Below are 23,329 nucleotides of genomic sequence, written 5' to 3' on the forward strand. Positions count from 1 at the left end.
CACAATATTGTCATTTCATTAAAATAACTAACCAAAAACAATATGCCAACCAAGAAAAAAATTACCAAAGTTGTTCTACCAATTTTAATCATAATGCTTATTCTGGCAGCGTTTCTATTTTGGCCCATAAATACAAATGGAACTTTAGTAAAAGAAGACCAAAAACTAGCCGAAGGCAAAAAGGAATTTTTAGCATCCAAAGCTCCGTCTGATTCAGCATCAAGCAAAAAGACGAATATCATTATTCTCCTTGCCGATGATTTAGGCAAATATGATATTTCGCTCTATGGCGGAAAATCGACTCCTACTCCACAAATTGATTCTTTGGCTGCTTCTGGAGTTACTTTTACTGATGGATATGCGTCTGCAGCGATCTGTTCCCCTTCACGTGCGGGGCTAATTACAGGAAGATATCAGGAACGTTTTGGACATGAATATCAGCCTGGAGATCGTTATCCTAAAAACAATTTAGAATATTATGCTTTTAAGTATTTGCTGAATACCAACAATTGGAAATTAAATGATAAGATCGAATATCCGAATGATGCTTCAATTGCAACGCAAGGCTTGCCTAAATCTGAAATCACATTTGGTGATCTCGCCAAAAGGCAAGGTTACAGAACCGGAATTATCGGAAAATGGCATTTAGGCCACAACAAAGGTTTCTTTCCTTTGGACCGTGGTTTCGATTATCATTATGGGTTTTATCAGGCATTTTCACTTTATGCACCTGAAGATGATAATCCCGACATCATTAATCATCATCACAAAGATTTTACCGACAAAACCATTTGGGGCAAAGGCCGTGTTGGAATTGGGCAAATTCGCCGAGACAGCACCATTATTGATGAAAAAGCGTACTTAACCGAAAAATTTGCGGACGAAGCTGAAGCTTTTATTGATAAAAACAAGAACAAACCTTTCTTGCTTTATATTCCGTTTAACGCTCCGCATACGCCTTTTCAGGTTCGTAAAAAATATTACGATCGTTTTCCGAATGTTAAAGATGAAAACAAACGCGTTTATTTTGCTATGATCAGTGCTTTAGACGATGCAGTTGGAAGAATCCGTGAAAAAATCAAAAAAGAAGGTTTGGAAGAAAACACTTTAATCGTTTTTGCCAGTGATAATGGTGGTGCCGATTATACTTTTGCTACGACAAATGCCCCTCTTAAAGGCGGGAAGTTTTCTCATTTTGAAGGCGGAATTAATGTTCCTTTTGCACTTTCGTGGAAAGGAAAAATCAAACCTCATACTGTTTACAAAAATCCAGTAAGCACTTTAGACATTTTCACAACCATTGCCTCGGCGATTGGTTCTGATTTACCAAAAGACAGGATTTATGATGGAGTCGATTTAGTCAAAACCGTAAATGAAAATAAAGTTGCTCACAAAGATTTATACTGGCGCTCGGGCGATGCAAAAGCGATTAGAAGTGGCGACTGGAAACTCGTTATCAGTGGAAAAACACATGAAAAATGGCTGTACAATCTTGCTTCAGATAAATTTGAAACAACAGACCTCTCTCAAAAAAATCCTGAAAAGGTAAAGGAATTACAAGTTGCTTTACAAAACTGGGAAAAAGGATTGATTAAACCGCTTTGGCCAAATCTAACCTATTATGAATTTGATTTTGGCAAACAAAAATACTTTGTCGATCTCTAATTATCCTTTATACAAACCCGACAGGTTTTAAAAACCTGTCGGGTTTGATCTAAAATTCAAATCTATAATTAATACCTACAAGGTTTTGGAAACCTCGCAGGAAAGAAAACAATTAAATGTCAACCTCAACAAAATTTACTATACACGAAGACTGGACCGTCGTTATTCTCGGTTTTATCATTATCGGAATTTTACTTTTTATTTTTCTTCCACAAGTTCCTGTCTTTAAATGGACAAACGGAAATGATTTAATAAACAATGTTTTCGAAATCAAAAACATTCGAACAATTAGTTTTCAATTCCTTTATTTTATTTCTATCGGAACAATTGGAACTTTCTTAGTTGGGAAATCAATTAAAAATTTCATTTTGGGTTTTCCAATTATTTATATCCTAACGATAATCGCCTTAATACTTGCAGGAAATTCTGAAGTAAAAGCTCTAAATCTGGAAGCTGTTATTTTCAGTTTAGTTATCGGATTGATTATCGGGAATTTTTTCAAGCTTCCAGAATGGTTTCGCTCTGCTTTATCAACTGAACTTTTTGTCAAAATTGGATTGGTTTTATTGGGAACGAGTGTTATTTTTTCGGATATTTTAAAGGCCGGATCTTTAGGTTTAATTCAGGCTTTGGTGGTTGTTTTGTCTGTTTGGTATTTTGCATTCTGGTTGTGTAAAAAACTAAAAGTAGACGACGAATTAACGATGATGATTTCGAGTGCGGTTTCTATCTGTGGCGTTTCGGCAGCGATTGCAACTTCGGGAGCTATAAAAGGAGATTCTAAAAAACTCTCTTATGTCATTTCGATGGTTTTGGTTACTGCCATTCCGATGATGATTTTTATGCCCATCATTGCCAGCCATTTTAATTTTCCTGAAGAAGTAACTGGAGCATGGCTTGGCGGAAGCATTGACACTTCTGGAGCAGTTGTCGCTTCTGGAACTTTGGTTGGTGAAACTGCTTTAAAAATAAGCACGATTGTAAAATTTTCTCAAAATGTTTTATTGGGTTTAGCCGCTTTTGCCATTTCCATTTATTGGACTTACACTCACAATAAGTCTTCTGAAGTTCAAGAATCAAAACCAACCCTTGGCGTAATCTGGGAGCGTTTTCCAAAATTTGTCATTGGTTTTATTGCAGCTTCTATTGTCTTTTCGTTTTTTATTGCACCAGAAACCCGAGAAAGCGTCAAAGAAAGTTTAAAAAATCTACAGGGACTTTGGTTTGCTTTGGCTTTTACAAGTATCGGTTTAGAAACTAATTTTAAAGATTTACTCCAAAGCAATAGCAGAAAACCTTTAATAGCTTTTCTTGTTGCGCAATTCTTTAATATCATTATTACATTGATTATCGCTTTTTTGCTTTTCAAACCTTAAAAAAGTATTAATATTCCATATCAACCCCGACAGTTTTTAAAAACCTGTTGGGGTTCCTTTTATAATTCAGTATCAACCTAAAAAAAGCAAGTAAAAACTGTATAACAAAGGAGTTTACATCTTCATTTATTTTTTCAAACAAAAACATTAAACAACTAATTTACAACGTTTTAAAAACACTAATAATATATTTTAAATTCTTTAAATATACTTTTTACCAAAAAAATTAAATAATCTTTTGGTTTTCATTATAATAAAATTAACTTTGTCTATAGGATTAGTAGAGTTTAAACAATAAAGAACTACATTTTGAAAACAACAGCTTACACATCGCATTACATTCTTCCTGAAAAATTCACTTATAACGCTTTTAGTTATATGTGCATGTGCTGTTAAAAATTCTATCTCAGTTTTCGTTTCTTATCGAAAATAAAATCACAAACTAGATTACATCTTGACAATAAACGATTAATACATAAGTATTGAACGATTAACTATGTCAAAACCATATTAACTAAAAAAATAATAACTAAACAAGATTACAAAATGAAAATAATGCACTGCCCTATCCTTTCATAGTAAAAACCATTTCTGCGGCAACAGAAATGGCAAGACTCAAAGAACATTTATCACTAAAGAAAGCCTTCGGAATTTGAAAACCAATTTTCCGTACCGCTTTATTATTTAAATCCAAAAAAGTAATGAACAAGCAATTACATGCCTTTTTGTGGCTTTTTGTATTCTTAATTTCGATCGGAATTAAAGCACAAAACACGCAACCCTTAATTAATTCAACCTTAAATGGTACCGTTGTAGATCAGGTTACCAATCAGCCCATTCCAGGTGTAACTATTCAGATAAAAGGAACAACGCACAGTTCTGTAACCGATTTAGACGGAAAATTCTATTTTCAAACGGGACAAAAATTTCCTTACACTTTAATCGTAAGCTATTTAGGCTACGTTACAGCAGAACATATCGCAACCAAAGATTTCATTCAGATCTCACTAAAAGAAGATGTCAAAGAATTAAATGAAATCGTAATCATTGGATACGGAAGCACTTCCAAAAAAGATTATACTGGAGCTGCCGAAACCGTAGCTCAAATGTCATTAAAAGCAACTCAGAAAACATTGGAAAGTTCACTTCAAGGTTCTGTTGCCGGTGTTAACGTAACACAAACTTCTGGTCAGCCGGGTGCAGGAATGAGCATTCGTATCCGTGGCGGAAGTTCTATTCAGGGCGGAAATGAGCCTTTGTATGTAATTGACGGATTTCCGTTATACAATTCAGAAGTCACTTCTGGCGTTTTGAGCGGTACACCGACCAACCCGCTTTCTACCATAAATCCGTCAGACATCGAGTCGATTACGGTTTTAAAAGACGCTTCTTCAACAGCTATTTACGGTTCTAGAGGAGCAAACGGAGTTGTCATTATCACCACCAAAAAAGGCTCAAATAATGCTACCACTGTAAATTATGATTTTACAATTGGGCAACAGTCGGTTCGTAAAAAAGTTGATGTGCTAGACGCACAAGGTTTTTCAAGATTGAGAAATGCCGCTTTATACGATTCTAACCCATCAGGCGGACCAAACCAATATCTGACTGATGCACAAATTGCTCAATTAGGAAAAGGAACCGACTGGCAAGACGCGGCTTTCCAGAAAGGATTGACACAAAATCACCAATTAAGTGTTTCTGGCGGAAACAATCAGACCAAATATGCGGTTTCTGGAAATTATTACAATCAGGAAGGTATTATAAAAAACACAGGTTTTGAACGTTTCAGCGGACGTGTAAATTTAAATTCAAAAATAAGCAGCAAAGCACGATTCGGATTAAACTTAACTATCGCAGAAACCAAAGCAAAAGTGGCGCCAACTGGTTTGGTTACAGCTTTATTGAGCATGCCACCAACTGCAACGATTTATGAGCCAGACGGAAGTTATACTTTAAGAAATCCGTTTGAGAATATTTTTGCTAACCCAATTGCGACTTTAAACGAACGCAAAAACCAATCTATTACCGATCGTATTTTAGGAACTATTTACGGCGAATATGATATTTTGAAAAATCTGGTTTTGAAAGTTTCTTTTGGAACCGATATGATTTTCAACAAAGAAAAAAGCTATCTGCCATCTAGCATTTATGAAGGTTCGATAACAAACGGAGAAGGAAAAATTGGAACTGCCGATTCCAGAAGCTGGTTAAACGAGAATACATTGACCTATACAACAGTATTTGGCGAAAAACACCATCTGAATGCTTTGGCGGGTTATACGCAGCAAAGTTCAACCAGAGAATTTAATACTTCTGGATCACAGCAATATGTCAACGATATTACGTCTTACTACAGTTTACAAAGCGGAAATGTCGCTTTAATGCCAACTTCTGGTGAAAGCACTTGGGGATTGAATTCATTTTTATCAAGAGTAAATTATAATTATGATTCGAAATATTTCTTAACAGGAAGTATTAGAGCCGATGGTTCTTCTCGTTTCGGAAAAGATAATAAATGGGGTTATTTCCCTTCTGTAGCCGCAGCTTGGCAGATTAGTAACGAATCGTTTTTTAATCCTGTAAAAGACGTTATCAATAGTTTAAAAATCAGAACAAGCTGGGGCGCTACAGGAAATCAAGAAATTGGTGAATACCAGTCTTTATCGACTTTGACGAGTGTAAAATATCTTTTCGGAGATCAGATTTATACAGGTTTTACGCCTACGCGAATTGCAAACGACAATTTAGGATGGGAATTAACCAATCAGTTTGATGCTGGTGTTGATGTTGGTTTCTTCAATGATAAATTGAATTTAACGGTTGATGTCTATCGCAAAACCACCAAAGATTTATTGTTAGATGTTCAGCTTCCGTACACAACAGGGTTTACTTCTTCACTTCAAAACTTTGGGTCTGTAAGAAATCAGGGAATTGAATTTGGTTTGAATGCTTCTCTTGGAAATACTGCATTTTCTTGGACATCGAACTTTAATATTGCCTTCAACCAAAACAAAATTATTGCTTTAGGAAACGGTGCCGAATTTTATACTTTCGGAAACTACATTTTAAAAGTTGGCGAGTCTTTGGGAACTTTTTATGGTGCCGTTACAGACGGAATTTTACAGACAGATGAAGTTGCCACAAAAGGCGTTTACACAGGAAATGCAGCACCAAAAGCTGGAGATCGCTTGTACAAAGATATTAACGGAGACGGCGCATTTACAACTGCAGCCGACAGAACCAGTATTGGCGATGCACAACCTGATTTTGTTTTCGGATTCTCAAATAATTTCACTTATAGAGGTTTTGAATTGGCCATTTTAGTAAATGGTTCTGTTGGAAATAAAATCCTGAACGGAAACTTACAGGCTTTAGAATTATACAATGGACAGCAAAATGCTTCAACGTCAGCTTTAGATGCGTGGACACCAACAAATCCGAGCAATACAACACCTCGAGCAAAATTAGATCCAGCTCCAGTTTTCTCTAATCGATTTGTAGAAGATGGATCTTTCGTGAGATTAAAAAACATTGCTTTAAGTTACAATCTTCCTAAAAAAATATCAGAGAAATTAAGTTTGACCTCTGTAAAATTCAGAGTAATTGGAGAAAACTTATTAACGTGGACAAAATACACTGGCTACGATCCAGAAGTAACAAACGGAACGACAATTTCTCCAGGAACAGATACTGGAATTTATCCTGCTTCTAAAACAATCTCAGGAGGTTTAATCGTAACATTCTAAAAGACTTATCATGAAAAAAAATATAATATTCAGTCTAGCGGTACTCTTTTTAGTGAGTGCTTGTAATACTTTAGACGAAGATCCGAAAGCATTTATTTCGTCTACCAATTTTTATAAAACAACCGAAGATGCCGATGCTGCAGTCATTGCGATTCATAATGCTATAAACAGTTCAACACATACGTTGTACAATCGTTTAATTCAAATTGCTACCGAAATGGCAACAGACGATTACGAAGCAGGACCGAGAGCCAGAAATGCGCATGTTAGAGCTTTGTCCAATTTAACGCACGATGCATCAAATGACCGTATGATCGAATTGTGGAGACAAAGTTATGACGGAATCAATAGAGCGAATGTGGCTATTGATAATATTGCTAAAAATCCAAATCTTAATTCACAGAAAGACAAAGATTTAATTAACGAAGCAAAGTTCTTAAGAGCCTTATTATACTTTAACTTAGTACGATGGTTTGGAGATGTTCCATTGGTTTTACACGAAACAACAGTTTTAACGCCAGAAGCAATCAATGTTAGCAATACGCCTGAAGCTGATGTTTATACTCAAATTGAAAATGATCTAATTGATGCCGAAGCACTTCCAGTTGTGCAGCAAAATAAAGGTCGTGTAACCAGTGGAGCAGCAAAAAGCATTTTAGCGAAAGTATATCTAACCGAAAAAAAATGGCAGAAAGCAGCCGAAAAAAGCAAAGAAATCATTGACAGTAAAGTTTATGATCTATTCGAAAATTATGCTGATGTCTTTAATGTGGCAACCAAAAACGGAAAAGAACATATTTTCTCGGCTCAGTTTAAAGGATTAACCAACTGGAACGGAAATATGCTGGCTTCTACAGCAGCACCAACTTCTGTTCCTGGAATTGCAGGAGATCAGGCAGATGCATTACATAAAGAAGGCGGTCTTTTTGAAGCTTTTGCAGAAAATGACAAAAGAAAGTACATCACTTTTGCGGTAGAATTTGTGAGTCCGACCGACGGAAAAACATATAAAGTAACACCTCATTTTAATAAATATTTTGATCCTGCAACGCCAACTTCGCCTGGACAGTCTTCTAAAAACACGCCAATTATAAGATTTGCAGAAGTATTACTGATTTATGCAGAAGCTTTAAACGAACAAAACAGCGGTCCAACTCCAGAAGCTTATGCAGCAGTTGACCGAGTAAGAACCAGAGCAGGCATTGAATTATTGGCTACAACATCACCAGCATTAAGTCAAGATGCTTTTAGAGAAGCGGTTTTTGAAGAAAGAAGAAAAGAATTGGTTTACGAATATCAGCGCTGGTTTGATCTGGCAAGAAGAGGCCCAGATTACTTTGTAGCAAAATTAAAAGCGGCAGGCAAAACCAATGCGCAACCCAAACACGTTCACTTTCCTATTCCGCAAAGAGAATTGGATTTGAATCCGAATTTGAAGCAAGTTCCGGCTTGGAGATAATTTTTTAAACACATAGAAACATACTTTTTAAATGCTGTTTAAATTTAATATAGCTATGTATTGAGAAATGTATTTCTCTTTTACATACTGCTTAAAGCAAAAAAATCTATGTTTCTATGTGTTAGAAAACTTTTAAAAATTAAAAATATACTAACAGTAAATTATAAATAAGATGAATAAAAGAATAAACATTTTATTTTCTGTTTTATTGACAGGAATAATAGGTTCTCATGAAACCGAAGCCCAAACCGCGTCATCTAAACCCAATGTAATTTTGATTATGGTGGACGATATGGGATATTCAGATTTAGGAAATTATGGATCTGAAATTAAAACGCCAAATCTAGACCGTTTGGCTAAAGAAGGAACGCGACTTCGCGAATTTTACAACAACTCAATTTGCGCGCCAACAAGAGCTTCTCTATTAACAGGACAATATCAGCACAAGGCTGGAGTTGGTTATTTTGATGTAAATCTAGGTTTACCAGCTTATCAGGGTTATCTCAACAAAGAATCTTTAACCTTAGGAGAAGTTTTCCGTTCTGGTGGTTACAGCACTTTAATGTCTGGAAAATGGCACGTAGGTTCTGAAGATCAAGCGCAATGGCCCAACCAAAGAGGTTTTGATAAGTTTTACGGAATCTTAAAAGGAGCCGCGAATTATTTTGATACAAAACCGCTTCCATTCGGAAAAACGGCTTATCCTGTAAAAATGATTCGTAATAATGAGGAATTACATCCAAAAGATGATTCGTACTATTTCACAGATGAAATCGGAAACAATGCCGTTACTTTCTTAGACGAACAAAACAAAGAAAACAAGCCTTTCTTTTTATACTTAGCATTTACAGCGCCTCACTGGCCACTGCAGGCAAAACCTGTTGATATTGCCAAATACAGAGGAAAATTTGACGAAGGCTGGGATGCTTTAAGAGAAAAAAGAATTCAAAAATTAAAAGAAAACGGCATTCTGCTTCCAGGTCAAACTATTGCTCCTCGTGACCCAGAAGTTCCAGAATGGGATAAATTGACTTACGACGAAAAGCAATTTTGGAAAGCCAAAATGGAAGTTTATGCTGCAATGGTAGATAACATGGACCAAAACGTTGGAAAAGTTTTAGACAAATTAAAAGCTTTGAAAAAAGACAAAAATACTCTGATTATTTTTATTGCTGATAATGGAGCTCAAGGTGGTTTTAATACTTACAATCCATTGAGAAGAGGTTTGGTTCGTAACGATGGACCAATTGGAACTTCTGGTTCTTTTGATTATCAGGAACAAAACTGGGCATATTTATCGAATACTCCGTTACAAGATTATAAAAACAATATGCACGAAGGCGGATTCAGCTCTCCGTTTATTGCTTGGTATCCATCAAAAATTAAAGCGGGAAGAATCGATAAAGGAACTGGACATATTATTGACCTTGCTCCTACTTTCTACGAATTGGCTGGAATCGAATATCCTAAAAATTTAAATGGCGTAACTTCTAATCCACTTCCAGGAAAAAGCTTACTTCCAGTTTTATTTGATAATGCTTCCGAAGTAAACCGCGGCGCGCCATTATTCTGGGAAAGAGCTGGGAATAGAGCGGTTAGAGAAGGAAAATGGAAATTGGTTTCCATTTATCCGTCTTATCAATGGGAACTTTACGATCTTGAAGCAGACCGTGGAGAAACAACCAATATTGCCGCACAAAATCCAGGAATTGTAAACGATCTTTCGGCAAAATATTTTGACTGGGCAGATAAAACTGGAGTTGTAGAATACAGCAAATTCAAACAAAAAGGAGAATTAATTCCGGGTGCTGCTGCTAAGAAATAATTACTTTTTTTGATATTTTAGTAATTATGCAAAAAAGCGATTGTTATTAAGACAGTTGCTTTTTAAAACAAAAAAATGGTGTACAAAAAAAGCAGCAATTTATTTGCTGCTTTTTTATTTTATATTTCCATTCGATTACCTAAAATCATTCAAAGATTTCTCAATAATCTCCAGACATTCATTAATTTGTTCTTCTGTCATTACCAAAGGCGGAGCCAATCTAATTTTATTTCCGTGAGTTGGTTTTGCCAATAATCCGTTATCTCTAAATTTTAGGCAGATTTCCCAAGCCAAATCAGATTCTTCATCTGTATTGATTACGATGGCATTTAGAAGTCCTTTTCCTCGTACCAGCGTAATTAAATCATTTTTCTCAGCAATTTTATTTAATCCGTCTCTTAAAATAACTCCTAAACGTTCTGCATTTTCAGCCAATTTTTCGTCTTTAATAACTTCAAGAGCTGCAATCGCTACGGCCGCTGCAACAGGATTTCCTCCAAAAGTAGAACCGTGCTGTCCAGGTTTAATCACATTCATGATTTCGTCATTACATAAAACAGCCGAAACCGGATAAACGCCACCAGAAATTGCTTTTCCTAAAATTAAAACATCAGGCTGCACATTTTCGTGATGAACGGCTAATAGTTTCCCTGTACGTGCAATTCCCGTTTGAACCTCATCGGCAATAAAAAGAACATTGTGTTTTTCGCAAAGCGCTTTCGCTTTCGCTAAATAACCTTCAGATGGAACATAAACTCCTGCTTCACCCTGAATAGGCTCAACCAAGAATCCAGCAATATTTTTAGATGAATTTAAAGCATTTTCAAGAGCTTCTAAATTATCATATTCAATTTTGATGAAACCATCTGTAAAAGGACCGAAGTTTTTACGCGCTGTTTCATCATTTGAAAATGAAATGATAGTCGTTGTTCTTCCATGAAAATTATTCTCGCAGACAATAATCTGTGCCTGATTCTCAGGAATTCCTTTTACTTCATAAGCCCATTTTCTAGAAATTTTCAATGCGGTTTCAACTGCTTCAGCACCCGTATTCATTGGAAGAACTTTATCGAAACCAAAATATTTCGTTACGTATTCTTCGTAGTTTCCTAATTTATCATTGTAAAAAGCACGAGAAGTCAAAGTCAGTTTTTGCGCCTGCTCTACCATTGCATTTACAATTTTAGGATGGCAATGACCTTGATTTACCGCAGAATAAGCAGATAAAAAATCATAATATTTCTTTCCGTCGACATCCCATACATATACGCCTTCTCCACGCTCTAAAACTACAGGAAGCGGGTGGTAATTATGAGCACCATATTTGTTTTCTTTATCAATCAAAACTTCTGATTTTGATGAAAGTGTTTTTTCTGTACTTATCATAATATGCTTTTTATTTCTACAAAAATATCAAAATTAAACGAATTAACACCCAAAAAACAATATTTTGACTTAAATACAACAAAATAAAAGTCAAAAACTCAATTTAAGCACTTTTAAAAAGACATATTTATTTTTTTTGGAAATGAGATTATGTGCTGTTTATTAAAAAAAAGAATTACTTTTATAAATAACAAAAGACCCAATTTTTAAACGATTTTTATTGAATGGAATTATTAGACGAATTTGATATTAGCATTATTAAAGAATTAGAAAAAGACGGAAGAATGGCCTTTTCTTCTATCGCTACTAATCTTAAAATATCAAATACAATGGTGCATCAGCGTATTAACAGAATGATTGAACAAGGTGTGATTTCTGGAATAAAACCCATTATTCAAGAAAAGAAAATTGGTTACGACTGGGCTTCTTTTACTGGACTTACATTAAACAAAGATTCTGATTCTGAAAGAATTATTGAGGCGCTTAAAGAAATCCCTGAGATTACCGAATGCTATTATGTAACAGGCTCTTTTACTCTTTACATAAAAATTATAGCAACAAATCACGAACATATGCGCCGCATTCTTTACGAAAAAATCGACGGAATTCCAGGCATTGACAAAACCGATTCTATTGTAGAATTGGGCTGCGCTTTTAAACGAAACATATCCTTATAAAAAAAGAAAAACATTCTTTTAAAGTATTGGTTACAAACCTCACAAGAATTTACTTGTGAGGTTTTTTTGTAACATAATATTTCTGATATTTGTTAAAAATTGAAGAAATTATGAAAAACTCCATAATCATTTTATTCAGTGCAATCTTATTCTCAAATCTTATGAATGCGCAATTAAAACCAGTAAAATACACAGAAGGAAGCCAGCAGCTTAATGGCTTATTTATAAAATCTGCAAAAAAAAGCAGTAACAACTCAGGAATCTTACTTTTACCGGCATGGCTTGGTATTGATAATGCTTCTAAAGGAATCGCAGAAGAACTATCTAAATTGGGCTATCATGTTTTTATCGCTGATATCTATGGCGAAGGAAATTATCCTAAAAATACCGGAGAAGCTGGAAAACAGGCTGGTTTTTATAAAACAAATTTCGAAGCGTATCAAAAACGTATTGATGCTGCTTTGAAAGAATTAGTAAAATCTGGCGCAAATGCCGATAATATTGTTGCTATTGGATATTGCTTTGGAGGAAGCGGTGTTCTTGAAGCGGCCCGCGGACATTTGAATGTAAAAGGTATTGCTTCCTTTCACGGTGGTTTAGGAAAAGATGCCAGCAGAAAAAACGAACCGATTTCTACGAAAGTTCTTATTTGTCATGGAGCCGATGATCCGTTTGTTTCAAAAGACGAAATTGCTGCTTTCCAGCAGGAAATGCGTGATGGCAAAGCAGATTGGGAGATGATTTATTATGCAAATGCCGTTCATTCTTTTACTAATCCTGAAGCGGGAAATGATAATTCTAAAGGTGCTGCATATAATGCTGTGGCTGCAAAAAGATCTTTTGACCATTTACAGCTTTTCTTAAAAGAAGTCCTGAAAAAATAATTTCAAAAAACAAATACCTAAAAACTACCAGAACCAATCAATTAAAATAAACCAATGTCACATAACAAAATTAGAGAAGACAAAACTTGTCTAAATTGCAGGCATGTTGTGGAGCAGAAATACTGCCCAAACTGTGGACAAGAAAATAGCGATAGCCGAAAAACTTTTCATCATTTATTTATTCACTTTTTTGAAGATTTAACCCATTACGAAAATGCTTTTTGGAAAACAATAAAAAATCTTCTTTTTAAACCTTCAACGCTTACTAAAGAATATCTTTCGGGAAAACGTTTGTCTTATCTTGCGCCAGTTCGACTTTATATTTTTATAAGTTTTATTACATTTTTATTGATTTCAATGTTTCCAAACAATGTAGGTGAAAAAATTGACAAAAGTGAAGAAGCGCTGAACAAAGAAATTTCTAAAGCTAGTGATAGCTTAAGTATAAGCAGAAAGGATGACAAAAGGTATTTTCATTTTAAAACAATGAAAGAACTTGATTCAATTCAAAAATATGGAAAAGAAAGCGAGAAGCTAAATGCATCTTCTTATTGGTTTTCTGAAAAAGCAATACACGTCACGGAAAAATACACCAAAAAAGAAATTTATGTAAAATTTGTTGAATCGTTCTTTCACAATCTTCCTAAAATTCTCTTTATAATCATGCCGTTTTTTGCTTTTTTCTTATGGCTTTTTCATAGCAAAAAAAGGTGGTATTATTTTGATCACGGAATTTTCACACTCCACTATTTCTCTTTCCTCTTACTGATTTTCCTCATCATGTTTATCATTGATAGGGTTATTGGTCTTTTTGGAGAAGATAGCCCACTAACTTTTATATCATCCATTACAACATTTGCAGGAACCATTTGGATGTGTTATTATTTTTATCCTGCACACCACCGTTTTTATGGCGAATCTAGAATAGTCTCTTTTATAAAAAGCTTTTTATTGTTTATAATAAATTCTCTTTTTATCCTATTTTTACTCAGTTTATACGTTCTTTACACATTTATTAATTTACACTAACTAGAATGAAAAAAATACTCATTTTATTATTAGTTGTTACTGCGTATTCTTGTAAAACTGCGCAGTCAACAACAGCCAAAGACAATTCGGATCCGTCAAAATATGTTAAAGCTATCAGCGAAAAAGATCTTAAAAAAATGCTTTACACTATTGCTTCTGACGAAATGGAAGGTCGAGAAACGGGTTCTAAAGGACAGAAAAAAGCAGGTCTTTACATGATCGAGCAATACAAAAAAAGCGGAATTTCTTTTCCAAAAGGAGCATCGGATTTCTATCAGCCAGTTCCTGCAGCATTTATGAACGCAAAACGCAATCAGAATCTTCCAGATTCTGAAAATATCTGGGCTTACATTGAAGGTTCAGAAAAACCAAACGAAGTTTTGGTAATTTCTGCACACTATGATCACGTGGGTATCAAAGATGGCGAAGTTTATAATGGCGCTGATGATGATGGTTCTGGAACTGTAGCAGTGATCGAAATGGCTAAAGCTTTTGCTAAAGCTAAAAAACAAGGTCACGGGCCAAAACGTTCTATTTTGTTTCTTCATGTAACTGGTGAAGAGCATGGCTTACACGGATCTCGTTATTATTCTGAAAATCCATTGTTTCCTATTGCCAATACAATCGCAGACATCAACATTGACATGATCGGACGTCGTGATGTTGAGCATTCAAATACAAACAACTACGTTTATGTAATTGGTGCTGACAGATTATCTTCTGATTTACATAATGCAGTTGTAGCTCAAAACGAAAAATATATCAAAATGGACTTAGATTTTAAATTTAATGATCCAAAAGATCCAAACCATTTCTATGAGCGTTCTGACCACTATAACTTTGCAAAACACGGTATTCCAGCTGTTTTCTTCTTTAACGGAGTTCACGAAGATTACCACGGAAAAGGTGACGAGCCTCAAAAAATTGAATACGACGCTTTAACTAAAAGAACAAAACTGGCTTTTGTCGTAGCTTGGGATTTAGCTAATAGAGAAAATAGACCGGTAGTGGATAAAAAATAGTTACTAAGATTCTAAGATGCTAAGATTCTAAGTTTTTCTCTTAGCAACGGTTATAAAAAAAGGATGAGTTAAACTCATCCTTTTTTTATTTTATATCTTTTTTGATTTAGTTTTACTCAAAGCTAAAAAACTTAGAATCTTAGCATCTTAGAGCCTTAGCAACTTTAACTAGTCATTCATCGAAATCAAAAATTCTTCGTTATTCTTTGTTTTCTTGAAACGATCGTTCACGAAGTCCATAGATTCTACTGGGTTCATATCAGATAGATATTTACGCATAATCCACATTCTTTGTAAAGTTTTTTCGTCTAGTAATAAGTCATCGCGACGTGTACTTGACGATGTAAGATCGATTGCAGGGAAAATACGTTTATTCGCTATCTTACGGTCTAATTGAAGCTCCATGTTACCAGTTCCTTTAAATTCTTCGAAGATTACTTCGTCCATTTTAGAACCAGTTTCTGTTAATGCAGTTGCGATAATACTTAAAGAACCACCGTTTTCTACATTTCTTGCAGCTCCAAAGAAACGTTTTGGTTTTTGCAATGCATTGGCATCAACTCCTCCACTTAATACTTTTCCAGATGCTGGCTGAACCGTATTATAAGCTCTTGCTAAACGCGTAATAGAGTCTAATAAAATCACAACATCGTGACCGCATTCTACTAAACGTTTTGCTTTTTCTAATACAATATTAGCAATTTTTACGTGCTCTTGCGGCTCTCTATCAAAAGTTGAAGCAATAACTTCACCACGAACACTTCTTTGCATATCAGTAACCTCTTCAGGACGCTCGTCAATCAAAAGAACAATTAAGTAAACTTCAGGATGGTTAGCTGCAATTGCATTTGCAATATCTTTAAGAAGCATTGTTTTACCTGTTTTAGGCTGTGCAACGATCATACCACGCTGACCCTTACCTATTGGTGAAAACAAATCTATAATTCGGGTTGAAATAGAACTGCCTTTTTCGGCTAGTTTGAATTTTTCTGAAGGGAAAACAGGTGTCAAGTGTTCAAAAGAAACTCTATCGCGAACAACTTGCGGATCGTGTCCGTTAATTTTTAATACACGAACCAAAGGGAAAAACTTCTCGCCTTCTTTAGGAGGGCGAACCACTCCTTTTACAGTGTCTCCAGTTTTCAAACCAAATAATCTGATTTGTGAAGTTGATAAATAAATATCATCTGGAGAAGCTAAATAATTATAATCTGATGAACGTAAAAATCCGTAACCGTCAGGCATCATTTCAAGAACACCTTCACTTTCAATAATTCCGTCAAATTCAAAATCAGAATCCCTGAAATTATTATTGTTCTTCTTATTTTTATGATTAGGATTTTGATTATTGTGATTTCCGTTTCCATTGCCATTCCCACTCTGATTTTGATTCTGATTTGGGTTCTGGTTTTTATTCTGATTCGGATTGATCTTTTTAGCAGGAGCAATTTGAGGAGTTTTTTCAGCTGTTTCGGCTGTTGGCTCAGAAGTAATTGGCTCTGATGGGGCTGCTTCTACATTTTCCTCTGCAGGAACTTCTTTTACAGCCTCTTTCTCTTTTTTAAGAGCTACTTTTTTCTCGTATGCCGATTTGCTGAATTTTACAACTTTCGGCTCTTTTTTTGCCACTGGCTCTTTCTTATCCTGTACTTCTACTGTTGCCGTTTCTGCAATTGGCTCAATTGTGTCTGCAGCATCGTTTTTTTGAACAGTTTCCTCTACTTTATCAAATTCTAAAACGGGTGTATTTTTGGTATTTGCTGCTTTTGTTTTAGCTGGAGCAATTCTGGCACGCTTTGGTTTATCTTCTTTAGCATCAGAAACTACTTCTGTTTGAGGAGCTGGAGCTGGCGCAGTAGTGCTCTCTTGGTGTGCTAAAATCTGACTAATTAAAGTCTCTTTTTTGACACCAGTAATCTTTATTGTTTTAGCTAACTTAGCTATTTCTTGAAGCTCAGAAAGCTTCATTTCTTTTAATGCAGAAATATCAAACATGAATGTTCTATGAATTTAATTATTTTAAGGAATACTGTAAAAAGAATAGGTAGATAATTAATTTGAATTGACCGCAGTATGAAGTGCTTACGGTATTATGATGCAATAATACGAATAAAATTTTATCATACAATAGTATTTTAAAAAAAGAAAATATATTTTTGTAAAACATTTTTAGACCATGATACAAAGAATTCAGACTGTATATTTATTTCTAGCTTTTGCTGCAACTGGCATTTTAATGCTTTTTGTTCCGCTTTGGACAACTAGTGCAGGAAAGCCATTCTTTTTTATGCAGGACCAGCTTTATACTGTTTTATTAGGCTTAACGACTATGCTTAGTATTATCAGTATCATTTCATTCAAAAAGAGACAAAATCAGTTTGTGCTAAACAGACTTAATATAATATTAAATTTAATTTTATTAGGATTATTTGTATATCGATCACTAAATTTATCTGGAGGGACTGAGGTCTCTGAGAAAGGTATTGGGATGTTCATGCCGATTGTTGCTATCGTGTTATTAGTTTTAGCTAATAAGGCCATCAAAAAGGACGAAGATCTTGTAAAATCTGTTGATCGTTTGAGGTAAACCTATAAACTTAGTTTATTTTGTGCGAAGAAGAACCCGAATTTTGATTCGGGTTTTTTTTATGCCTTATTTTATCATAAATCAGACCTAAAGAGCATTATAAATGTGTGATTTACATGGTAAATTTGCATTTTCGAATTCAAATATAATCATGACACCAAAAATAAGAATCCATCTTGCAGATGATCATCAGGTATTAATTGACGGTCTTTCCAACCTGCTTCAAACTGTTTCAAATTTTGAAGTGGTCGGAACTTCTTTAGACGGCACCAGTGTTTATGATGATGTAATGAATGACAAAGCCGATGTTTTAATACTAGACATCAGCATGCCAAAGAAAGACGGCATAGAGGTACTGAAAGAATTTAGCGAAAAAAATATGTCTTGCAAAGCCATTATTTTATCCAGTTACGATGATCTAAAAATCATTAAAGAAGTTATGAAATTAGGCGCAAAAGGCTATCTGTTAAAAAATTGCGCTGGAGAAAATATTATAGAAGCTGTCGAAGCCGTTTATCAAGGGCAGGAATATTTTAGCGACAGTGTTAGAGAGAAAATTTTCAATACTTTTAGAGACAACCCTAAATTAAATCAGAACGCACTTATAGAAAACCCAATTTTAAGTCCGCGTGAGATTGAAATCATTATTTTAATTGCCTTAGAATACAGCGGCAAAGAAATTAGCAAAAAACTCTTTATCAGTTCACACACTGTAGAAACGCATCGAAAAAACATCATGAAAAAGCTTAATATAAAAAGTACAATAGGTCTGGTAAAATATGCTCTTAAAAACAATTTGATTAATCCTTAAAGATTGCTTGTATGTTTCGTTTCAAATTCATCCTATCTCTTCTTCTACTTTTTTCTTTTGAAGAAATTACTTTCGCACAGTTAAAGAATACAGCACAAACTTCACAAATCGAAAACAACCAAACGACCGTTAATTATCTTAGTAAATCCGAACAGCTTCGAAATAAAAAAATCGTTAGTTTAACCATTATACTCACTGTAATCATTTTTCTTTTATTTTACTTTTTATACCAAAACAACAAACTAAAACAGAAAATAAAACGAAAAGACACCAAACAGAAAATCCTTCTCAATATTATTAATTCTGGAATTGACTCTCAAGAAGTAGAGCGTAAAAAAATTGCTTCTTTTCTCCATGACAATATCAATTCACTATTATCATCAGCGGGATTACATTTAAATACCTTTACAGCTCAAAACGATTTAAAATCGGAAGAAATACGGAAAGCAAAAGCCATTCTATCAGAAGCGCATGAACTTTTACGCGATATGTCTCACGATCTTGTTCCTTCGCTTTTGGTGCGTTTTGGATTAATTTATGCTTTGGAAGATTTATGCGAGAAAAATTCAAATTCTGCAATTGAATTTGAATTTTCAAGCGCTATTCCGATCAGTAGAAGATATGTTGAAAAATTTGAAATGAAAATCTATTTCATAGTCAGCGAATTGTTTAGTAATATTACTAAACATAGCAATGCTAAAAAGGCAAAACTCTCTTTAGCTGAAAGAGAAAACCAACTAATCCTCCACATTTACGATGACGGAATTGGTTTCAAAACGCAAAAATTAAAAGACGCTGAAGGTTTCGGTTTAAGTAGAATTAGAGCTAGAATCAAAAAATACAAAGGAACTTTATCGATAACTTCAAAAGAAAATCAGGGAACCAAAATAAAAATTCAGATTCCGCTGCCACATTAATCACTTCTCTCCTATTTCGATAATTTCCAAATCTTTGATTTTATCATCATCAATTACAAAACGCAACATGGTTCTCACTTTATGAAAACCACTTTTCCCTGCCGCGCCTGGATTCATATGCAATAAATTATTCTTCTTATCAAACATTACCTTCAAAATATGTGAATGTCCGCAGATAAATAATTTAGGCGGATTCAAAGCTAATTCTTCTCTAACATTCTGATTATACTTTCCGGGATAACCGCCAATATGGGTAATCCAAACCGAAACATTTTCACATGAAAAACGATTATTTAGCGGAAATTCTAATCTTGCTTTTGCATCGTCAATATTTCCATAAACCGCTCGTAAAGGTTTTAGTTTTTTAATCGTATCTGTAACTACCAAATCTCCAATATCACCCGCATGCCACACTTCGTCTGCCTGAGCAACATATTTTAAAATAGTATCATCGATGTGACTGTGGGTATCTGAAAGAAGGAGAATTTTAGTCATTTTTTTTATGCAGGTTCAAAGGTTTGGAGGTGCAAAGGTACAAAGGTTTTCTTTCTAGAGGCTTACCAAAGTGCGTCTTAGTGTTGTTTTCAAATTTAGTTTTTTTCAATTTAACGTGAGACGCACTGCGGTGTGCCTCTACAGATATACGCAACGAAAAATCTTTGCAACTCTGAACCTCTGCAGTAAGACGCACTTCAGTGCGTCTCTACGGATATGCACAACGTAAAAACCTTTGCAACTCTGAACCTTTGCCCCTTTGCAACTAAAGAAAAAAACCTTAGCATCTTTTTTCGTACCTTTGCAACTCTGAACCTTTGAACCTCAACAGTGAGATATTTTATTCAATTCGCTTATAACGGAACACATTATCATGGCTGGCAAATACAGCCAAACGCTTCTTCAGTTCAAGAAACTTTAAATAAGGCTTTTTCGGTTTTATTAAATGAAAATATCAGCATTATGGGTGCTGGAAGAACGGATACTGGTGTTCATGCAAGCGAAATGTACGGTCATTTTGACACAGAAAAAAAATTAGACATTCCAATTTTAATTCATAAACTGAATTCTTATTTACCAAAAGACATTGCGATTTTTAATATTATTCTCGTTCACGATGATGCACATTGTAGATTTGATGCTACAAAACGAACTTACGAATATCATATCAATACAGTAAAAAATCCATTTTTACAGGAATTATGCTGGTATGTTACACAAAAACTGGATGTTGCTTTGATGAATGAAGCCGCACAGTTACTACTGAAGCACACCGACTTTCAATGTTTTTCAAAAGTTAACACTGATGTAAACACATTTGATTGCACGATTTTTGAGGCGTACTGGAAACAAGAAAACGAAAAACTGATTTTCACCATTTCGGCAAATCGTTTTTTAAGAAATATGGTTCGCGCCATTGTGGGTACATTGATTAATATTGGTTTAAAGAAAATTACTTTAACTGATTTTGAAAATATCATTGCCAGCAAAAGCAGAGAAAAAGCAGGATTTTCGGTTCCGGCACATGGTTTATATTTGACCAATATTTATTACGATTATTTATAGCTATTAGCTATAAGCTGTAGGTTTTAAGCACCAAAAATGTTAAGCCTATTGCCTAAAGCCTAAAGCTTAAAGCTTGAAAAAACAAATGAAAGCAAAAGCATTCGACACAGGACTATTCAAACGAATTTTAAAATATACACGACCTTATAAATGGCGTTATTATGGCGTAATCATATTTGCCATTTCGCTGTCTATCTTCGCTGCACTTCGCCCCTATTTACTAAAAGAAACGGTCGATGGCTACATCAAAACTCATGATAAAATAGGATTGCTGATGTATATCGTTTTGATGGGCGTAGTTTTGCTGATGGAGGTCTTTTCTCAATTTTACTTTGTTTATTGGGCAAACTGGCTCGGACAGGATATTGTAAAAGATATTAGAACCAAACTTTTCAAACACATTTTGAGTTTCAGAATGAAGTATTTCGATTTGGTTCCGGTTGGCCAGCTGGTTACTCGCGCTGTTTCAGATATTGAATCGATTGCCCGTATTTTCAGCCAAGGTTTGTTTATGATTATAAGCGATTTGATGAAAATGTTCGTGGTTCTTATTTTTATGTTTTATATGAACTGGAAACTAACCTGGATTGTTGTAGTTGCAATGCCTATTCTAGTTTACATTACCAGAATTTTCCAACGTAAAATGCAAGTGGCTTTTGAAGAAGTTCGAACGCAGATTGCCAATATGAACTCTTTTGTACAAGAGCGCGTGACGGGAATGAAAATCGTACAGCTTTTTAACCGTGAAAAAATCGAAGCTGAAAACTTTAAAGAAATTAACAACAAACATAGAGTTGCTTGGATTAAAACAATTTTGTACAACTCGATTTTCTTCCCGATTGCCGATATTATTTCGTCTATTACTTTAGGTTTGGTAGTAGTTTATGGCGGATTCAGAATTTTGAATGGAGATCATTTTACAACTTTTGGTGATTTGTTTTCGTATACCATGTTTATCGGAATGTTGTTTAATCCGTTGAGACAAATTGCGGATAAATTTAACGAGATGCAATTGGGAATGATTGCTGCCAATCGTGTTTTTGACATTATCGATACGCAAGATCATATTCAAGATACAGGAACCATTGAAGCGCCCGTTTTTAATGGAAGAATTGATTTTAAAGACGTTCGTTTCAGCTATATTCCAGAAGAAGAAGTCATAAAAGGTATTGATCTTTCGGTTTCTGCTGGACAGACCGTGGCAATTGTAGGTTCTACAGGAGCAGGAAAGTCTACTATTATTAATTTACTGAATCGTTTTTACGAAATCAATAGCGGAACAATCTGCATTGATGGAGAAAATATAGAAAACTATACTTTGGCTTCTTTAAGAAAACAAATTGCTGTTGTTTTGCAAGATGTGTTTTTGTTTGCCGATACGATTTATAATAATATTACTTTGCACAATCCAGAGATTACGAGAGATAAAGTAATTGATGCGGCAAAGAAAATTGGAGTTCATGATTTTATTATGAATCTGCCCGATAATTATGATTTTGATGTAAAAGAGCGTGGCGTTATGCTTTCCTCTGGACAGAGACAGCTTATTGCTTTTTTACGTTCTTATGTGAGCAACCCAAGCATTTTGATTTTGGACGAAGCGACTTCTTCTATCGATACCTATTCTGAAGAAATGATTCAGCGTGCGACAGAAACAATTACAAAAGGAAGAACTTCGATTATTATTGCGCACAGACTAGCAACAATTGTAAATGCCGACAAAATTGTGGTTATGGATAAAGGCTTGATCGTAGAACAAGGCACACATCAAGAATTACTTAATAAAACAGATGGTTATTACAAAAACCTGTACGATTCACAATTTTCAGTAGCTAATTAGCTTTACGAAATTACTTACATCCTTAATTTTCAAAATCTTACAAAAAATTAAATTACTAAAAACACGATTGTTCATTGTATTTAAGAAAAAATGAATTTATTGCAACTCAAAAATTTTAATTGTATTCTTACAAATAAATAAGTAAGTTTGAGAAATAAATAATCATTTTTAAAAAATCCTATGAAAAAAAAATTACTTTTTATCGTTTTCTTTTTAGTCTTTTCGGCTAATGCATTCTCCATGCAAATTTTTATAAGAGTTGTTGGTTCTACAGAAACTATAACCCTTGAGGTCGAAAGCTCTGACACCATTGATTACATTAAGTTTAAGATAATGGACAAAACAGGAATTCTTCCTGATACCCAAAGGCTTATATTTGCAGGAAAACAACTTGAAGACAGCAGAACATTATCTGATTATAACATTCAAAAAGAAAGCTCAATACATCTGGTTATTCGTAAGGAAATGTAATAATTAATATTTTTTTCTCCTATAGAAAAAAAGACACTTAAAATTAAAAATAAAAGGTTCTGACTTTAATT

General features: G+C 34.5%; 18 protein-coding genes. 15 read left to right on the plus strand and 3 right to left on the minus strand.

All coding sequences use genetic code 11. The annotated features are described in order from the left end of the window. The first annotated feature begins 42 nt into the window (after positions 1 to 42). The 5 genes from M0M44_RS21610 to M0M44_RS21630 all read left to right on the plus strand — a co-directional run bounded on the left by M0M44_RS21610 (position 43) and on the right by M0M44_RS21630 (position 10,074). Positions 43 to 1,665, plus strand: coding sequence for a sulfatase-like hydrolase/transferase (locus tag M0M44_RS21610; protein ID WP_248727586.1), 1,623 nt, complete (start codon positions 43 to 45; stop codon positions 1,663 to 1,665). 116 nt (positions 1,666 to 1,781) lie between these two features. Further along, positions 1,782 to 3,041, plus strand: coding sequence for a YeiH family protein (locus tag M0M44_RS21615; protein ID WP_248727587.1), 1,260 nt, complete (start codon positions 1,782 to 1,784; stop codon positions 3,039 to 3,041). A gap of 701 nt (positions 3,042 to 3,742) precedes the next feature. Further along, positions 3,743 to 6,790, plus strand: a complete 3,048-nt coding sequence (locus tag M0M44_RS21620; RefSeq protein ID WP_248727588.1) for a SusC/RagA family TonB-linked outer membrane protein — start codon at positions 3,743 to 3,745, stop codon at positions 6,788 to 6,790. 10 nt (positions 6,791 to 6,800) lie between these two features. Further along, positions 6,801 to 8,249, plus strand: coding sequence for a RagB/SusD family nutrient uptake outer membrane protein (locus tag M0M44_RS21625; RefSeq protein WP_248727589.1), 1,449 nt, complete (start codon positions 6,801 to 6,803; stop codon positions 8,247 to 8,249). Between the two features lie 172 nt (positions 8,250 to 8,421). Then, on the plus strand, positions 8,422 to 10,074 hold the full coding sequence (locus M0M44_RS21630; RefSeq protein ID WP_248727590.1) for an arylsulfatase: 1,653 nt from the start codon (positions 8,422 to 8,424) through the stop codon (positions 10,072 to 10,074). Positions 10,075 to 10,209: 135 nt separating this feature from the next. Here M0M44_RS21630 and rocD read toward each other — a convergent pair whose 3' ends face one another. Then, the gene (rocD, locus tag M0M44_RS21635) at positions 10,210 to 11,460 is read right to left on the minus strand and encodes an ornithine--oxo-acid transaminase (protein ID WP_248727591.1); all 1,251 of its coding nucleotides are present in this window, start codon (positions 11,458 to 11,460) and stop codon (positions 10,210 to 10,212) included. Positions 11,461 to 11,684: 224 nt separating this feature from the next. On the opposite strand from rocD, the gene M0M44_RS21640 reads away from it, so the two are divergent. From M0M44_RS21640 to M0M44_RS21660, 4 genes are all read left to right on the plus strand, one after another. Further along, positions 11,685 to 12,137 carry an Lrp/AsnC family transcriptional regulator gene (locus M0M44_RS21640; RefSeq protein WP_095928823.1) on the plus strand — a complete coding sequence of 151 codons (453 nt, stop codon included), beginning with the start codon at positions 11,685 to 11,687 and terminating at the stop codon, positions 12,135 to 12,137. 110 nt (positions 12,138 to 12,247) lie between these two features. Beyond that, positions 12,248 to 13,021, plus strand: a complete 774-nt coding sequence (locus M0M44_RS21645) for a dienelactone hydrolase family protein (RefSeq protein WP_248727592.1) — start codon at positions 12,248 to 12,250, stop codon at positions 13,019 to 13,021. A gap of 54 nt (positions 13,022 to 13,075) precedes the next feature. Further along, positions 13,076 to 14,050, plus strand: a complete 975-nt coding sequence (locus tag M0M44_RS21655) for a DUF3667 domain-containing protein (RefSeq protein WP_420842747.1) — start codon at positions 13,076 to 13,078, stop codon at positions 14,048 to 14,050. Between the two features lie 5 nt (positions 14,051 to 14,055). After that, positions 14,056 to 15,072, plus strand: a complete 1,017-nt coding sequence (locus M0M44_RS21660; RefSeq protein WP_248727593.1) for a M28 family peptidase — start codon at positions 14,056 to 14,058, stop codon at positions 15,070 to 15,072. A gap of 168 nt (positions 15,073 to 15,240) precedes the next feature. Here M0M44_RS21660 and rho read toward each other — a convergent pair whose 3' ends face one another. After that, complete coding sequence (gene rho, locus M0M44_RS21665; RefSeq protein ID WP_248727594.1) at positions 15,241 to 17,067, minus strand: transcription termination factor Rho; 1,827 nt, start codon at positions 17,065 to 17,067, stop codon at positions 15,241 to 15,243. Between the two features lie 181 nt (positions 17,068 to 17,248). On the opposite strand from rho, the gene M0M44_RS21670 reads away from it, so the two are divergent. The 3 genes from M0M44_RS21670 (at position 17,249) to M0M44_RS21680 (ending at position 19,387) form a co-directional block, all read left to right on the plus strand. After that, positions 17,249 to 17,659: a DUF4293 domain-containing protein gene (locus M0M44_RS21670; protein ID WP_008468670.1), complete on the plus strand. Its 411-nt coding sequence runs from the start codon at positions 17,249 to 17,251 to the stop codon at positions 17,657 to 17,659. A 151-nt stretch (positions 17,660 to 17,810) separates the two neighbouring features. Then, the gene (locus M0M44_RS21675; RefSeq protein WP_248727595.1) at positions 17,811 to 18,470 is read left to right on the plus strand and encodes a response regulator transcription factor; all 660 of its coding nucleotides are present in this window, start codon (positions 17,811 to 17,813) and stop codon (positions 18,468 to 18,470) included. Between the two features lie 11 nt (positions 18,471 to 18,481). Then, a complete protein-coding gene (locus M0M44_RS21680; RefSeq protein WP_248727596.1) occupies positions 18,482 to 19,387 on the plus strand; it encodes a sensor histidine kinase in 906 nt (301 codons plus the stop codon). On the opposite strand, the gene M0M44_RS21685 is transcribed toward M0M44_RS21680, so the two are convergent. Next, a complete protein-coding gene (locus tag M0M44_RS21685) occupies positions 19,388 to 19,882 on the minus strand; it encodes a metallophosphoesterase family protein (RefSeq protein ID WP_248727597.1) in 495 nt (164 codons plus the stop codon). A gap of 330 nt (positions 19,883 to 20,212) precedes the next feature. Between M0M44_RS21685 and truA the strand changes: the two genes are divergently transcribed. From truA to M0M44_RS21700, 3 genes are all read left to right on the plus strand, one after another. Continuing rightward, complete coding sequence (gene truA, locus M0M44_RS21690) at positions 20,213 to 20,947, plus strand: tRNA pseudouridine(38-40) synthase TruA (protein WP_248727598.1); 735 nt, start codon at positions 20,213 to 20,215, stop codon at positions 20,945 to 20,947. A gap of 85 nt (positions 20,948 to 21,032) precedes the next feature. Next, entirely contained in the window at positions 21,033 to 22,787 is a 1,755-nt protein-coding gene (locus M0M44_RS21695; protein WP_248727599.1) for an ABC transporter ATP-binding protein, read from the plus strand. Positions 22,788 to 22,967: 180 nt separating this feature from the next. After that, positions 22,968 to 23,258, plus strand: a complete 291-nt coding sequence (locus tag M0M44_RS21700; RefSeq protein ID WP_248727600.1) for a ubiquitin-like protein — start codon at positions 22,968 to 22,970, stop codon at positions 23,256 to 23,258. The last annotated feature ends 71 nt before the right edge of the window (positions 23,259 to 23,329 follow it).

Origin of the sequence: Flavobacterium humidisoli (genome assembly GCF_023272795.1) — a bacterium.
Classification (GTDB): domain Bacteria; phylum Bacteroidota; class Bacteroidia; order Flavobacteriales; family Flavobacteriaceae; genus Flavobacterium; species Flavobacterium humidisoli.